Consider the following 14,809-nt stretch of genomic DNA (forward strand, 5'->3'; position numbering starts at 1 on the left):
TCAGGTAAGTCGAAGGTCAAGTCGATCGACCGCTGCAGCGGCTTCGGCGAAGAACCACGAGATGACCAGCGCACCAGGATCGATAACCCCGCGCGCGGCGGCACCGACGTAGCTTGCCCTGCCACGTTTCGCGACGAGGTCGGTGGTTGATCGGGCCCCGCGCCCTGCTGCGTCGGCAGCAGCGGACAGTCCTGCTGCGAGATCGCTCCCGTCTGCGACCGCATGCTCCAGCGCGTCGACTGCTGGTGCGATGGCATCGATCATGGTCTTGTCACCCGTTCTTGCATTGCCTAGCTCGGCGATGGTGTCGAGGCCCTGTCGGGCGGCAGCAGCAATGGTGGCTACCGTCAGCCCTTTTTCGGCTGCTCGATAGAACTCACGAAACCAGATTCCGAACAGCGCACCGGACGTACCGCCTGCATGGCCGAGGTAGGCGTCGGAGATGGTTCGGAACGCCGTTGGCAGCGTGAACGTGTCCCGAACCCCGGAGATATCGACGTGATCGAGTGCGGCGACCATGTTGGTGCCGAAGTCACCATCGCCGGCCTGTCGATCGAGGTCGGTGAGCTCGGGCTCGGCAGCGACAACCTTCTCGACGAAGTTGCCGAGCCAGCTGCCGACGGCTGCGCGGTCGAGGCAGTCGGGTTCGGTGCTCGCCTCCGAGTCACCGCGGTCGGCGGCGATCGGCGCACGAAACACGACGTCGGAGGATGCGGGAACCTGCGCGGCCTCGGTTGACGGCGCATTGGGCCACCCCGGCGCCGCAGTCGGCGCGTCCCACAGTTGCACGATCTCCTCGTCGCAGCGTACGAGGGTTACGGATGCGCCTTCCATGTTCAACGCGGTGACGAAGCTGCCGACTATGGTCCGCCGCACGACGATCGACCTGGTGGCGAGGTAGTCGACGAGTTCGGCGAAAAGCAGCTGTAGCTGCAGCGGATGGGTGCCGCCGAGGCCGTTGACGATCACGAACACTTCTTCGTCCGCGTCAAGGCTCAGCGACGCGATCACAGGATCGGCCAGACGACGAACGAGTTCGTTCGCCGGCAGTGCGGCGATGCGATCGACACCGCGTTCGCCATGGATGCCGATGCCTATTTCGATCTCGTGGTCGGCGAGATCGAACGACGGCGACGAGGCACCTGGCAGGGTGCACGCGCGCAATGCAACGGCCATCGTGCGAGCGTTGTCGGCGACGCGCTGGCCAAGCATGGTTACCGTGGCCAGGTCGTCACCGCGCTCTGCAGCTGCGCCGCATATCTTTTCGACCGCGATGACGGCTGCGGTCCCGCGTCGTCCAGGTCCCTCGTCGCTTTCGGTGGCGACGTCGTCGGCCACGAGTACCTGGCTGACGGTGACCCCCGATTCGGCCGCAAGGTTGCTGCCGATCCGGAAGTTGAGAACGTCGCCCGTGTAGTTCTTGACGATATGAACGACCCCGGCTCCTGCGTCGACGGCGCGAGTAGCTGCGGCGATCTGCAGTGCGTTCGGCGATGTGAAGACCAATCCCGGGCAGGCGCCGGTCAGCATGCCCGCGCCGACAAACCCTGCATGTAGGGGCTCGTGGCCCGAACCGCCGCCAGAAAGCAGCGCGACCTGCCCAGGCGGCAACGGCTTTCCTCGGGTCAGGTAGCCCGGTTCGGAGTGCCAGACGAGGTCGTCGGCCGAGGTGAGTGCCCCGCGTAGAGCATCTGCGACGAAGGTCTTGGCCGAGTTGAGAAACTGTGGCTGCGGCATCACACGAGGCTAGTGCGCATCGGCTGCTGCAGGTGGCAATTCGTTCTAGATAAAGCCAGCAGTTCTTGCAGGTCAGGAATGCTTTCGCGTTGTCGGAAACGATGCGGAGACGAGTCGGCGTCGTTGCAATTTTTGCACGACACTATTGCGTCGATTTCGACGTTTCGTGTCCGAGGAATACCCTTTGAATCAGATCGAAAACGTGACCCACGTCTCAACATGGATATGACGCGGCTTACATTTGCGGACGTAACAATGGCGTAGTTTGATCAGAGAAATGAATTCTAGCTGGGCTTTTGCTTCATTTTTGATAGATGCAGCGATTGTCAATAGTGATGTTCGACCGCAGACAATGGCGCGACGTTACGGTAACGTTATCGGCAGTTCGAAACCGCTGATACGACCTACGTATTACGAGTACTTGCCCGCCAGGTGAGGACGATAAACATCCCCGGCGGCAAATGCGAGAAGCGATCACCACAACGGAAGACGCTTCAGCGCGCCCGACATGCGCTGATCTCGCCAAACAATGTGGAAAGGGTTCACAAACTTATGAGTACCGTCATCACCACCATCAAGCGCACCGCCACCTTCGCAGCAGCTGCGAGCGCCATCGCCGTCGCGCCGCTGGCACTCGGCAGCGGCACCGCCTCGGCAGCATCCGTCGCACAGTGGGACGCTGTCGCACAGTGTGAGTCGGGCGGCAACTGGGCCATCAACACCGGCAACGGCTACTCCGGCGGCCTGCAGTTCTCGCCGAGCACCTGGTCCTCGAACGGTGGTTCGGGTTCGGCGCACAACGCGTCGAAGGAAGAGCAGATCCGCGTTGCCGAGAACGTTCTCGCGTCGCAGGGCAAGGGCGCATGGCCGACTTGTGGCACCGGCTTGACCACCGACAGCAAGCCTGACCTTGCACCGGCCCCCGAGGTCGCTCCCGCGCCGGCACGTCCGGCCGATCCGATCGTCCTTGCAGCCGAGCAGGTCGACCAGGCCGCGAAGCAGAACGGCATCGACGTCGACGTCTCCAGTGCGATCGAAAGCGTCGTTCGTAACTGATCCAAAAGTTTCGACACAGAACCCCCGACCGAATCGGTCGGGGGTTCTGTGCGTGAGTGCGGTCTAGCTGCCGTCTCGGTCGCGCACTTCGATCAATCCTTCGACGACCGCGCGGTTGATGCTGGCCTGCAGTTGTGCACAGGAGTCCGGGCGTGGTGCGCCGTTGCCCTGTGCGGCCGCGTCACGGAAAACTGGGCATGTCCGTTCGGGTTCGGCGGTCCACTGCACGCTTGTGTGTTTGAAGCTGTTCTTGCGAACGAGCACGTTCGTTGCGCACGTCCGGCACTGCACGGGTTGCATGCCGGAGTCGAGATAGTTCTGCTTGTCGACGGCGGTCTGGGCGCGGACGGCATCGATCCTGCCGGGTTGGCCTGCGAAATCCGGTGCCTTTGCCCATGACGGCCCGCTCATCGGCTACACGCCCGCGGGATGTTCGGCGACAGTCGGCTGATTTTCCGCTGCAGCTTCTGCTTCCTTCTTTCGGCGCAGATTTTCCTGCACCTCCGCCTCCCACGCTTCGTTCGCCTTCGTGGTGTCGACCTCGAACTCGAATCGCTGCGTCATCTTCTCGGTGACGTCGGCGATATCGACGTAGAACTGGTCGTACCAGCGTCGCAGCTGATAAACGGGTCCGTCGTCCTCGCAGAGCAGCGGGTTGTCGATCTTCGACTTGTTCTTCCAGATCTCGACATCTTGAAGAAAGCCGACGCTGATGCCTTCGGTGAACTTCTCGGCGAGCCTTTGTGACGTCTTGTCGTCGATGCCCGCGGGCTTCTTCACACTGACACCCCACTGCAGGACGAAAGAATCCTGCGTCACGGGGTAGTGGCAGTTGATCAGCACCGATTCCACTTCGTAGCCGCCGTAGATGTTGATCAACGGATTGACCATGTACGACGGGCCGAAGTAGGAGGCTTCCGACTTGAGCAGGGTGTCGCCACCGTACTGCGACGCCATCCCGATGTCGGGCCTGCCTTTGGTATTCAGGTACTGCGTAGCGACCTGGCCTTCGAAGACGTTTTTGAAGTACGTCGGGAACGCGTAGTGAATGTAGAAGAAGTGCGCCATGTCGACGACGTTGTCGATGATCTCCCTGCAGTTGGCACCCTCGATGAGCATCGAGTTCCAGGTCCAGTCGGTCCACTCGTCGCTGTACGCGCCTTCGATGCGTGGGATCGTGACGTCGTCGGGTGGGGGATTGCCTTCGTGGTCGTGCCAGACGAACAACTGTCCGTTCTGTTCGAGAGTCGTCCACGCGCGCGTGCGAGCCAGCGGCGGTACTCGGCGGGCATAGGGAATCGACGTACATTTTCCGCTCGCGCCCCAGCGCCAGTCGTGGAACGGGCAGGCGATGTCGTCGCCTTTCACTTCACCCTGGGTGAGATCGCCGCCCATGTGACGGCAGTACGCGTCGAGGACTCGCAGTACGCCCGCGCTGTCGGCCCAAATCACCAACTTGGTTCCGAACGCTTGGATCGCGTGTGGCTTGCCGTCCCTGAAGGGTTCCGTGAGTCCGAGGCAGTGCCAGCCTCGTGCGTACCGGGTCGGCGTAGTGCCGACATCGATCTCCCGAATCTTCGCCATAGTGTCCTGTCCGCTCCCTTGGCTTGTACTAGAACACGTTATAGAACTTGTGTCAGAAACGCTAGATTTTCGCCGGTTCCGCCACGCCTGCTGTGTTGTCTGACCTGCTAGCAAGGCCGCATCTCGACATAAACGGTAACGTGTTCTAGTCTCAGGAGCAGTGAAACACGGCACCGAAAAAGGAGCGTCGGAGTGAGTGACCACGACAACCATGAGGTCGTAGCAAGGGTCGAAGCGCTGCTACCGACATTGCGTGAACGCGCGCAGGACGCCGAAGATCTACGGCGCATTCCGGACGAATCGATCAAGCAGCTACAGGAGACCGGGTTCTTCCGCCTGCTACAGCCTTCCCAGTGGGGCGGCTACGAGGCCGACCCGACCCTGTTCTACGACGTGGTTCGGCGGATCGCGAGTGCCTGCGGGTCGACGGGATGGGTGTCCTCGATCATCGGTGTGCACAACTGGCATCTCGCGCTGTTCCCCCAAGAGGCGCAGGAAGACGTGTGGGGCAAGGACTCCGACGTCCGCATCTCCTCGTCCTACGCGCCGATGGGTGCTGGGGAGGTCGTCGACGGCGGCTACAAGGTCAACGGCGCCTGGGCTTGGTCGTCGGGTTGTGATCATGCGGATTGGGCTGTGCTCGGCGGTCCGGTGATCAAGGACGGTCGCCCGGTCGACTTCGTCAGCTTCCTGATTCCGCGCGAGGACTACCGCATCGACGACGTCTGGAATGTTGTCGGTCTACGCGGCACCGGCAGCAACACCGTCATCGTCAAAGATGCCTTCGTTCCTCGTCATCACACCCTCAGCTTCCGCGCGATGAGCAACCTCACGGCGCCAGGCCTCGAACGCAACACCGCTCCGGTCTACAAGATGCCATGGGGCACAATCCATCCCACGACGATTTCCGCTCCGATCGTCGGTATGGCATACGGCGCCTACGACGCTCACGTCGAGCATCAGGGCAAACGGGTCCGCGCCGCATTCGTAGGCGAGAAGGCCAAGGACGACCCGTTCGCCAAGGTCCGCATCGCCGAGGCATCCAGCGACATCGACGCCGCGTGGCGCCAGTTGTCGGGCAACGTCGCCGACGAGTACGCACTGCTGACCGCGGGCAAAGAGGTGCCGTTCGAAATGCGTCTGCGTGCTCGACGTGATCAGGTGCGCGCAACGGGCCGGGCAATCTCGTCCATCGACAAGCTCTTCGAAAGTTCGGGAGCAACCGCTCTGTCGAACGGCACACCACTGCAACGGTTCTGGCGTGACGCCCATGCCGGACGTGTTCACGCGGCAAACGACCCGGAACGCGCATACATGATATTCGGTGCCGGCGAGTTCGGTCTGCCGATCTCGGACACGATGGTCTAGGGGATATTTGTGACTGCTGTCGAGCAGGCCGTTACCTACGAATCAACCTCTCGGATCGCGCAGGTGCGGCCCGACTTGGCGTTGCACTATCACGAAGCCGGAGCCGGAAACGGGCCGACGATCGTGCTGCTGCACGGCGGCGGACCAGGTGCCTCGTCGTGGTCCAACTTCGCGCGCAACATTCCGGTGCTCGCGGCGAAGTTCCACGTCATCGCTGTCGATCAACCCGGCTACGGGCAATCCGACAAGCCGACCGAGCATCCGCAATATTTCGTACACAGTGCGACGGCTCTCAACGATCTGCTCGACACCCTGCAGATCACCGAACGTGTTCATCTGCTTGGTAATTCGCTCGGTGGCGGTACGGCGGTGCGGTTCGCACTCGACTACCCGAAACGAGCGGGCAGGCTGGTGTTGATGGGTCCGGGCGGCCTGAGCGTCAACCTCTTCGCGCCGGACCCGACCGAGGGTGTCAAGAACCTCGCGAAGTTCAGCGGAACGCCGACGCGTGAGTCGCTCGAAGCATTTCTGCGCATCATGGTGTTCGACCAATCCTTGATCACCCCGCAGTTGATCGACGAAAGGTTCGCGGCAGCAAGCACTCCTGAGTCGCTTGCGGCCGCCAAGGCGATGGGTCGGTCGTTCTCCGGTGCCGATTTCGAAAAGGGCATGCTCTGGCGCGAGGCGTACAAGCTGCGGCAACGGGTCCTGCTCATCTGGGGTAGGGAAGATCGCGTCAATCCGCTCGACGGCGCCCTCGTTGCCTTGAAAATGATTCCGCGTGCGCAACTGCACGTATTCGGCGGCTGCGGGCACTGGGCGCAACTCGAAAAGTTCGACGAGTTCAACAGGCTCGCAGCAGATTTCCTGCTAGAGGGAGGCGCATGATGGGTATTCGATCACTGGCGTACATGCGCATCGAAGCCACCGACATGGCGGCGTGGCGAGAATTCGGTCTCAAGATTCTCGGAATGGTCGAAGGTAAAGGCAGCGACCCGAATTCGCTCTACCTACGGATGGACGACTTTCCAGCGCGCCTCGTCATCACCCCCGGCGATAAGGACCGATTGCTGGTCTCCGGCTGGGAGACCGCCAATGCCGCTGAGCTGCAGGAAATTCGCGACCGGCTCGACACCGCGGGAGTGCCGCACAAGGAAGGCACAGCAGAACAGCTGAAAGACCGTCGGGTCGACGAGATGATCTCGTTCGAGGACCCGTCGGGAAACGTGCTGGAGGCTTTTCACGGTGCAGCGCTCGAACACAGGCGCATCGTCAGCCAATACGGTCACAAGTTCGTCACCGGCGAACAAGGGCTCGGGCACGTCGTACTGTCGACCACCGACGACGCAGCGGCGCTGCATTTCTACCGCGACGTACTCGGGTTCAAGCTGCGTGACTCGATGCGGCTACCCCCGCAGATGCTCGGTCGCCCTGCCGACGGCACACCGGCATGGCTGCGCTTCTTCGGGTGCAATCCGCGCCACCATTCCCTCGCGTTCCTGCCGATGCCGACGCCGAGTGGCATCGTTCACCTGATGATCGAGGTCGAGAACTCCGACGACGTCGGGCTCTGCCTCGACCGAGCCTTGCGGCGCAAGGTCAAGATGTCGGCGACCCTCGGTCGGCATGTCAATGATCTGATGTTGTCCTTCTACATGAAAACACCCGGTGGTTTCGACGTCGAATTCGGTTGCGAAGGAAGGCAAGTCGAAGACGACGACTGGATTGCCAGAGAAAGCACGGCGGTTAGTCTCTGGGGTCACGACTTCAGCGTCGGCATGACTGGTGGGTGATCGAACGGTGGCCGTGAATCCCGGTGTGCTCGATCCCCGTACCTTTCGTACGGTATTGGGCCAGTTCTGCACCGGCGTCACCATCATCACGACGATGGACGCCGAGGGGCCTGTCGGATTCGCCTGCCAGTCGTTTGCCGCACTGTCCCTCGATCCGCCGCTCGTGCTCTTCTGCCCGACCAAGGTGTCGCGGTCGTGGTCGGCGATCGAGCAGTCCGGAAAGTTCTGCGTGAACGTCCTCGCCGAGGATCAACAGGCGACCTGTGCCCGGTTCGGCTCCCGCGAGCCGGACAAATTTGCCGGCATCGGCTGGCAACCGTCGCCCTTGGGGTCGCCGATCCTCGACGGCGCCCTCGCCCACATCGACTGCACGGTCGAGCAGGTACACGATGGCGGCGACCACTTCGTCGTCTTCGGTCGTGTTTCGTCGCTCAGTGAACTCAAAGACGAACGGCCGCTGCTGTTCTACCGAGGTCAGTACACCGCAATCGAGCCGGACAAGACGGTTCCCGCGCCTTGGCGCGACGACCTCGAAGCCTTCCTCACGACAACATCGCTCGATACTTGGCTGTAGGGCCTTCGGCCTCGTGAGTCCTTTTGGTGGTCGGGCCCTCCGGAAAGACTCACGAGGCGCGTAGCGCCCCGCACGGTAGGTTGCAAGCATGGATGCTGCGACAGTCGGGCGATACGCCAAACCACTGGACACCGTACACACGCTGTCGTACTTCTCGCCCCTTGTGGCGGAAAGCCTCGTAGACGCAGGCCTCGAAGCAGGCCGAATGTGCTACTTCGCCAGTCGGTCGGCTGCGATGGGTCAGGTCAGTGCGCCCGTTGTCGCCGCGACGTTCTACAACTTCAATCCCGTATTGATCGCCGAGTCGATTCCGCGAGCCTGGGAACTCTGTACGCCCGAGGAGATCGTGGCCGCCCGCGTCCGCGGTGTCGATGCGGCCATGCGTGCTGTCCTCGGTGACCGACTTGTCGAATCGTCGAACGTCGCCGAGGCCGCGGATCTTGCAGCCACAGCGGCACTTTCGGCGGCGCCGGACGGGCGTCCCCTTTTCGCCGCGCACGCTGGGCTGACTTTGCCCGATGAACCGCATTTGCGCCTGTGGCACGCGTTGACGCTGCTGCGTGAATACCGCGGCGACGGACATACCGGTGCTTTGATGACGGTCGGACTGTCGGGGCTCGAGGCGCTGATTACGCACACAGCGACCGAGCGCGGCTTCGTCGCCGACATGGCCATGGCCCTACGAGGGTGGTCGCAAGAGCAGTGGGACGGCGCTGCTGCAGGCTTGCGTGATCGGGACCTGCTCGACGGCGCCGGCGTACTGACCGAACTGGGCACCGAGGTGCGACAAGCCGTCGAGGAGCTGACAGACGATCTGGCGCTGGCACCGTGGGAAGCGTTGGGAGACGACGGATTCGAGCGTCTGGGGTCGATCTGCCACGAGTTGCACACAACGATCATGGCGTCGGGGGTCTTCCCACGCAGTGCGTTCGGAGCATCGTGGGCGAACGAGGTCTGGCCGGACTAGGGCGCTGCGCGCCTCGTGAGTCTTTTCGGAGGGCCCGACCACCAAAAGGACTCACGAGCCGAAGGCCCAATTTGCAGCGAATCGCTCGACATACTCGTCGGGCTGACCGAACAGTTGCGAACTGCCATGCGCGCGTTTGAAATACAGCTGCGCGTCGTGCTCCCACGTGATCGCGATACCGCCGTGCAGCTGAATTGCTTCGGCTGCAACGTGGCTGAACGCCTCCGAGCAGTACACCTTGGCGACCGCGCAGTCGGCGGGATCCAGCGAAGCCGAAGCGGCGTCGGCCGCCGACCTCGCGGTCTCGACGAGCGCGTACATGTCTGCCATTCGATGCTTCAGTGCCTGGAAACTGCCGATCGGTCTGCCGAATTGCACGCGTGACCTGGTGTAGTCGACGGTGAGTTCGAGGCAACGTTGGGCGGCGCCGACCTGCTCGGCAGCAAGTGCCGCACACGCGATGTGTCGAACCCGCGCCAGTGTCTGTTCGGCGTCTACGGTTGCGATGGGTCTGGCATCGACCTCGGAGAACTCCACGACCGTAAGCGGTCGCGTCGGGTCCATGCCGGGTGAGGTACGTCGGACGACGCCGTCCTGTCCCGGATCGACCTCGAACAGCGATACGCCCTGCGACGCGCGTGCGGCGACGATCAAGACGTCGGCGCCTTTGCCGTCCAGCACGTAATGTGCTGTGCCACTGAGGGTGCCGTTGCCAGCGACACGCGGACCCGGCGTCGACCAACCGGATGCGTCTGCCCAGCAGAAGGCGGCGATCGTGGTGCCGTCGGCAATCCCGGGTAGCAGTCGTGCGCACGCGTCGGGGTCGTTCGACTCCAGCAAAACGTGCGCTGCGAGCACGGCTGATCCGAGCATCGGCGAGGGCACGAGCGCTCGTCCGAGTTCGGTGAGCACGAGGTTCGCTTCGACGAGGCCTGCTCCGATTCCGCCGTACTCCTCCGGTATCGCCAGTGCCGCGACTCCGACCTGGTCACACAACAACGCCCATAGCTTCTCGTCGTAGCCGCGTTCGCTCGAGGCGGCCGCTCGCACCGCTGTCGGACCTGCATGTTTCGCGAAGACCGCGCGGACGGTCGCGGCAAGCGTTAGCTGTTCGTCGGTCGGCGGGCTCATGACACGGTCCGCAAGGAATCGGCCACACGTTGCCGGTGTATCGCTGGAGTTCCCCAGGCAGCGAGCAGAGCGCGGATCTTGGTGAGCCACAGGGAAAGGTCGTATTCGGCGGTGTACCCGATTGCGCCGTGCGTTTGCAACGACTTCCGCGCTGCGCGGTAGGCGGCGTCCCCACATGCGACCTTGGCGGCAGAGATATCGCGCGACGCAGTCGGTTCGTTGTTCGAGACGGCGACCGCGGCGCCGTACAGCAGTGGCTTCGCCATTTCGAGGCTTACCATCGCGTCGGCCAAATGGTGCTTGATCGCTTGGAATTCGCCGATGGGTCGGCCGAATTGCACTCTGCCCTTCGCGTATTCGGTGGCCATGTCGAGCGTGGCATAACCCGCACCGAGCAGTTGAGCAGCGCACGCCAGCGCTGCTCGATCGAAAGCTGCTGCTGTTGCCTGCTTTACGTCGGAACCCGACGCGATCGACTCTGCCGCGTCGACCTCGTAAAGCCGCCGTGCTGCATCGACCGACTTCACGCTGGACGCTGCATTGCCGTAATGCAGCATGGACCCGTCGCTGTGCACCACGACGTCGCAGATGTCGGCATCGAGGGCGCGCGGTGTCCACGGTTGCACGACGAGTGAGCCGAGTGCATCGCCGTCCGCAATGCGCGGTAGCCAGTGCTCCGCACTTGCGTTGTCCTGCAATGCTCCAAGTAGCGCGGGGATCGCCGCAGCCGATTCGACCAACGGACCGGGTACACCGGCGCGGCCAATTTCGACGAACGCTGTCACCAGGTCGACTGGATGATCGCCGAGCCCGCCCGTCTCCTCAGCGATCCCGAGCCCGAACACCCCCGTGTCTGCCAATCGGCGTAGCAACTTGCGGCCCTGATCGTGTTCGCCCGCACCCCAGGATCGGATCACATCGGGCGTCTTCGCGCTGGCGAGGAGGTCGCGCAGGCTGGCTGCGAAATCCTGCTGCTCGGTGGAAAGGGCGAATCTCATCGGCTCGCTTTCGGAAGTCCAAGTAGCCGCTCGGCGACTATGTTGCGTTGAATCTCGTTGGTGCCCGCGTAGATCGGACCCGACAGTGAGAACAGGTAGCCGTCCTGCCACGAACCCGCGAGTTCGGCATCGGGTCCGAGAAGATCGAGCGCGGTCTCGTGCAGCGCCACGTCGAATTCGGACCAGAAGATCTTGTTGATGGACGACTCGGCGCCGAGCGAGCCACCGTCGCTGAGCCGGGTAACGGTGCCGAACGTGTGCAGGCGGTATGCCTGTGCACCTATCCACGCGTCGACGACTCGATCGCGCAACGCGGTGTCGGCAGGGTCGGCGCTCGAATTCCACAGTTCCACAAGCCGATCGGCGGCTGCATTGAATCGGCCCGGGCTTCGTAGCGACAACCCCCGCTCGTTGCTCGACGTACTCATGGCGACCCGCCAACCGTCGTTGACAGTCCCGATGACGTCGCTGTCCGGTACGAAGACGTCGGCAAAGAAGATCTCCGCGAACCCTGGCTCCCCGTCGAGTTGCGGTATCGGGCGTACTGTCACGCCGTCGGCAGTCAGCGGAAACATGAAGTAGGTCAGGCCTTTGTGACGCTGCGCAGCCGGGTCGGTGCGGAACAGCCCGAAGCCCCAGTCAGCGAAACTGGCTCGCGAACTCCAGGTCTTCTGCCCGTTCAGGATCCAACCGCCATCGGTCTGCCGAGCAGTGGACCGGATGGAGGCCAGGTCGCTGCCCGCTTCGGGCTCCGACCACGCCTGCGCCCAGATGTCGTCGGCTCGGGCCATCCGAGGCATCAATCGAGCGAGCTGCTCGGGAGTTCCGTGCTCGAAAAGGGTTGGTGCCAAAAGGAAGATGCCGTTCTGACTGACCCGTCCCGGTGCCTGTGCCGCGTAGTACTCCTCCTCGAACAACACCCACTCGAGCAGCGATGCGTCTCGGCCACCCAGCTCGGTCGGCCATGCGACGACGGACAGCCGCGCCGCCGCCAGTGTGCGTTCCCATTCGCGATGCGCCTCGAAACCCGCTCTGGTGTCCATCGATGCCAGCGGAGTGGCGGGGACATTGGCCGCGAGGAAATCGCGGACCTCGTCCCGGAACGTCGTCGCAGCCTCGTCGAGGTCGAGATCCATTATTCTGCAGCCTTGTCCTTGGAAGCGCCGACCTCGGAAGCACTGTCTTTCATGGACTTCGCGTTCATCCCACCGAGTGAATCGGCGCCGACCTCGGCATTGTGAGCGTGCGCGAAGTGGTGCAGACCGAACACGGAATCCATACCGTTACGCATGCCCATCTGGTCTTCGCACTGATTGACAGCCTTTTTGGTGAGTGCCAACCCGAACTGTGGCATTGCCGAGATTCGCTCCGCGATGGCAAAGGTTTCCGTCTCCAGATCTTCGCGTGGCACTACACGGTTGACCATGCCCCACTCGTAGGCGCGCTGTGCGGAAAAGCGGTCGCCGGTGAACAAGATCTCCTTCGCGGCTCGTGGCCCGAGCACCCATGGATGTGCGAAGTATTCGACACCCGGGATACCCATTCGCACAACGGGATCGGAGAAGAACGCGTCGTCGGACGCCACGATCATGTCGCAGACCCAGGCCAGCATCAGTCCACCGGCTATACACGCGCCCTGGATCATGGCGATCGTCGGCTTCGGCAGTTCGCGCCAGCGCCGACACATGCCAAGATAGACCTCCATCTCCCTGGCGTAGCGCTGATCACCGCCTGCACGGTCGACGTGGTCCCACCACATGACCGCCTTGTTGTCGTAGTGCACGTGATGGTCGCGACCAGGGGTGCCGATGTCGTGTCCCGCGCTGAAGTGTTTTCCGTTGCCCGCCAACACGATCACCGACACATCGGCGTCATCGACCGCCCGCTGAAAGGCAGCGTCCAACGCGTAGGTCATGACGGAGTTCTGCGCATTCCGGTACTCGGGGCGGTTCAGCGTGACAACCGCGATCTTGCCGCGCTTGGCGTAGGTGACCGCTTCGTTCTCGGGATCTGTCACGACGACTCCTCGCGTAGCTGACGTTTGAGTACTTTGCCGCCCGCGTTGCGGGGAAGGGCATCGACGAATTCCACCACTCGTGGCACCTTGAAGTTCGCCAATTCTGTTCTGGCGAAGGTGATCACGTCGTCGGCGCTGACACTGCGGCCGGGTGCGGTAACAACGAACGCTTTGCCGACCTCACCGAGGCGTTCGTCGGGAATGCCGATGACGGCAGTCTCCGCGACCCCGTCGATTCTGGCCAACGCCTGTTCGATCTCGGCGGGATAGACGTTGAAACCACCACTGATGTACATGTCTTTGAGGCGGTCGGTGATACGAAGATTGCCGCGTTCGTCGAGCGACCCTATGTCGCCGGTGTGCAGCCAACCGTCGGAATCTATTGTCTTGGCCGTGTTTTCGGGATCGTCGAGATATCCGAGCATCACGTTCGGTCCGCGTAGCAGTACTTCGCCGGAGTCGGCGATGCGCAACTCGAAGTCGGCGATCGGGCGTCCGCAGGTCGTAGCAACAGTGACAGCGTCATCGTCGGCGTTGCACATGGTGCCGAAGCCCGATGCCTCGGATAACCCGTAGGCCGTCAACACGATATCGATGTCGAGTTCGGCTTGCATACGTTCGATCATGACGACAGGAATCACCGCGGCGCCGGTGACTGCGAACCGCAGCGAGCTGAGATCGTATGTGCCGCGAGCGGGGTGGTCGAGAATTGTTTGATAGATCGTCGGAGGACCGGGCAGCACGGTGATCTTCTGTTCGTCCACGTTACGCATGGCCGCTTCCACGTCGAAGACGAGTTGCGGTACGAGCGTCGCCCCGGTTTGCAGGCACGCCAGGATGCCGGCCTTGTAGCCGAAGTTGTGGAAGAACGGGTTGATGACCAGGTAGCGGTCGGCGCTGCTCAGTTGGCCGCATTTCGCCCAGGCGCGCGATGTGGCCAACGATTGTCTGTGTGCCGACATCGCGCCTTTGCTGCGTCCTGTGGTGCCCGAGGTGAACATGATGTCGGCGAGGTCGTCGGGTGCGACAGCCAGCGCGCGTTCGTCGGCATCGTTGGGCGACACCGCGCGAGCGAACAGTTCGAGGTCGGCCCAGGTGAGATCACCAGATGTGGCATCGGTTTCGTCGTCGTCGACGGGGATTCGGATCACCGTCTCGATCGCCAGCTCGCCGGAAACCGAACGTAGGTCGGCGAGTCGGTCTTTGCCGAGGAACCTGCCTGCGACGAAGAGTGCTCGCGCCTGCGAACGGTGGATGATGTCGTGCGCCTCGGTCCCGGTATAGCGGGTGTTGATCGGGACGACCGCGGCTCCCGCGTACTGCGCGGCGAGGGCGGCGACGATCCAGTGGTGTGTGTTGGGTGCCCAGATCGCGATGCGATCCCCAGTGTCGATGCCGCGCGCAATCAACGCGCGAGCTGCGGTTCTGACCTGTTGCAACAGGTCGGAGTAGGTCCACCGCACGGTGCCGTCGACGATTGCGTCGTGGTCGCCGAAGGCGCGCGCAGCATGATGCAGCGCAGCCGGAGTGGTCTGCGGGGCCTCGGTTGCCCCAGAGACAGCGTCGTCTGTCACTCACATTCCT

Annotated in this window: 14 protein-coding genes; 6 read left to right on the forward strand and 8 right to left on the reverse strand. The window is 62.8% G+C overall.

The annotated features are described in order from the left end of the window. The gene (locus JGU71_RS15485; protein ID WP_233529222.1) at positions 1-1,737 is read right to left on the reverse strand and encodes a dihydroxyacetone kinase family protein; all 1,737 of its coding nucleotides are present in this window, start codon (positions 1,735-1,737) and stop codon (positions 1-3) included. 552 nt (positions 1,738-2,289) lie between these two features. Here JGU71_RS15485 and JGU71_RS15490 point away from each other — a divergent pair. After that, a complete protein-coding gene (locus JGU71_RS15490; protein WP_199705088.1) occupies positions 2,290-2,793 on the forward strand; it encodes a transglycosylase family protein in 504 nt (167 codons plus the stop codon). A gap of 63 nt (positions 2,794-2,856) precedes the next feature. On the opposite strand, the gene JGU71_RS15495 is transcribed toward JGU71_RS15490, so the two are convergent. Together JGU71_RS15495 and JGU71_RS15500 are read right to left on the reverse strand one after the other, a co-directional pair. After that, complete coding sequence (locus tag JGU71_RS15495; RefSeq protein WP_199705089.1) at positions 2,857-3,204, reverse strand: hypothetical protein; 348 nt, start codon at positions 3,202-3,204, stop codon at positions 2,857-2,859. Positions 3,205-3,207: 3 nt separating this feature from the next. Further along, positions 3,208-4,377 (reverse strand): 3-ketosteroid-9-alpha-monooxygenase, oxygenase component, encoded by a 1,170-nt coding sequence (locus JGU71_RS15500; RefSeq protein WP_199705090.1) that lies wholly within the window; start codon positions 4,375-4,377, stop codon positions 3,208-3,210. Between the two features lie 192 nt (positions 4,378-4,569). Between JGU71_RS15500 and hsaA the strand changes: the two genes are divergently transcribed. The 5 genes from hsaA (at position 4,570) to JGU71_RS15525 (ending at position 9,079) form a co-directional block, all read left to right on the forward strand. After that, positions 4,570-5,745: a 3-hydroxy-9,10-secoandrosta-1,3,5(10)-triene-9,17-dione monooxygenase oxygenase subunit gene (gene hsaA, locus JGU71_RS15505; RefSeq protein ID WP_199705091.1), complete on the forward strand. Its 1,176-nt coding sequence runs from the start codon at positions 4,570-4,572 to the stop codon at positions 5,743-5,745. Between the two features lie 9 nt (positions 5,746-5,754). After that, complete coding sequence (hsaD, locus tag JGU71_RS15510) at positions 5,755-6,633, forward strand: 4,5:9,10-diseco-3-hydroxy-5,9,17-trioxoandrosta-1(10),2-diene-4-oate hydrolase (protein WP_199705092.1); 879 nt, start codon at positions 5,755-5,757, stop codon at positions 6,631-6,633. After that, entirely contained in the window at positions 6,633-7,538 is a 906-nt protein-coding gene (hsaC, locus tag JGU71_RS15515) for an iron-dependent extradiol dioxygenase HsaC (protein WP_199705093.1), read from the forward strand. Before hsaD ends, hsaC begins: the two co-directional genes overlap by 1 nt. Before the next feature lie 7 nt (positions 7,539-7,545). Further along, positions 7,546-8,112 carry a 3-hydroxy-9,10-secoandrosta-1,3,5(10)-triene-9,17-dione monooxygenase reductase subunit gene (hsaB, locus tag JGU71_RS15520; RefSeq protein WP_307829667.1) on the forward strand — a complete coding sequence of 189 codons (567 nt, stop codon included), beginning with the start codon at positions 7,546-7,548 and terminating at the stop codon, positions 8,110-8,112. An 88-nt stretch (positions 8,113-8,200) separates the two neighbouring features. After that, the gene (locus JGU71_RS15525; protein WP_199705094.1) at positions 8,201-9,079 is read left to right on the forward strand and encodes an SCO6745 family protein; all 879 of its coding nucleotides are present in this window, start codon (positions 8,201-8,203) and stop codon (positions 9,077-9,079) included. Between the two features lie 51 nt (positions 9,080-9,130). On the opposite strand, the gene JGU71_RS15530 is transcribed toward JGU71_RS15525, so the two are convergent. The 5 genes from JGU71_RS15530 to JGU71_RS15550 are packed head-to-tail and all read right to left on the reverse strand — an operon-like array spanning position 9,131 to position 14,799. Beyond that, the gene (locus JGU71_RS15530) at positions 9,131-10,210 is read right to left on the reverse strand and encodes an acyl-CoA dehydrogenase family protein (protein ID WP_199705095.1); all 1,080 of its coding nucleotides are present in this window, start codon (positions 10,208-10,210) and stop codon (positions 9,131-9,133) included. Then, on the reverse strand, positions 10,207-11,208 hold the full coding sequence (locus JGU71_RS15535) for an acyl-CoA dehydrogenase family protein (RefSeq protein WP_199705096.1): 1,002 nt from the start codon (positions 11,206-11,208) through the stop codon (positions 10,207-10,209). Before JGU71_RS15535 ends, JGU71_RS15530 begins: the two co-directional genes overlap by 4 nt. Next, positions 11,205-12,344 (reverse strand): acyl-CoA dehydrogenase family protein, encoded by a 1,140-nt coding sequence (locus JGU71_RS15540; protein ID WP_199705097.1) that lies wholly within the window; start codon positions 12,342-12,344, stop codon positions 11,205-11,207. The genes JGU71_RS15535 and JGU71_RS15540 overlap by 4 nt, the downstream gene beginning before the upstream one ends. Beyond that, complete coding sequence (locus JGU71_RS15545) at positions 12,344-13,225, reverse strand: enoyl-CoA hydratase (RefSeq protein WP_199705098.1); 882 nt, start codon at positions 13,223-13,225, stop codon at positions 12,344-12,346. The genes JGU71_RS15540 and JGU71_RS15545 overlap by 1 nt, the downstream gene beginning before the upstream one ends. Then, positions 13,222-14,799 (reverse strand): FadD3 family acyl-CoA ligase, encoded by a 1,578-nt coding sequence (locus JGU71_RS15550; RefSeq protein ID WP_199705099.1) that lies wholly within the window; start codon positions 14,797-14,799, stop codon positions 13,222-13,224. The genes JGU71_RS15545 and JGU71_RS15550 overlap by 4 nt, the downstream gene beginning before the upstream one ends. Positions 14,800-14,809: the final 10 nt, after the last annotated feature.

The sequence above is a fragment of the Antrihabitans stalagmiti genome, from assembly GCF_016482825.1.
Classification (GTDB): domain Bacteria; phylum Actinomycetota; class Actinomycetes; order Mycobacteriales; family Mycobacteriaceae; genus Antrihabitans; species Antrihabitans stalagmiti.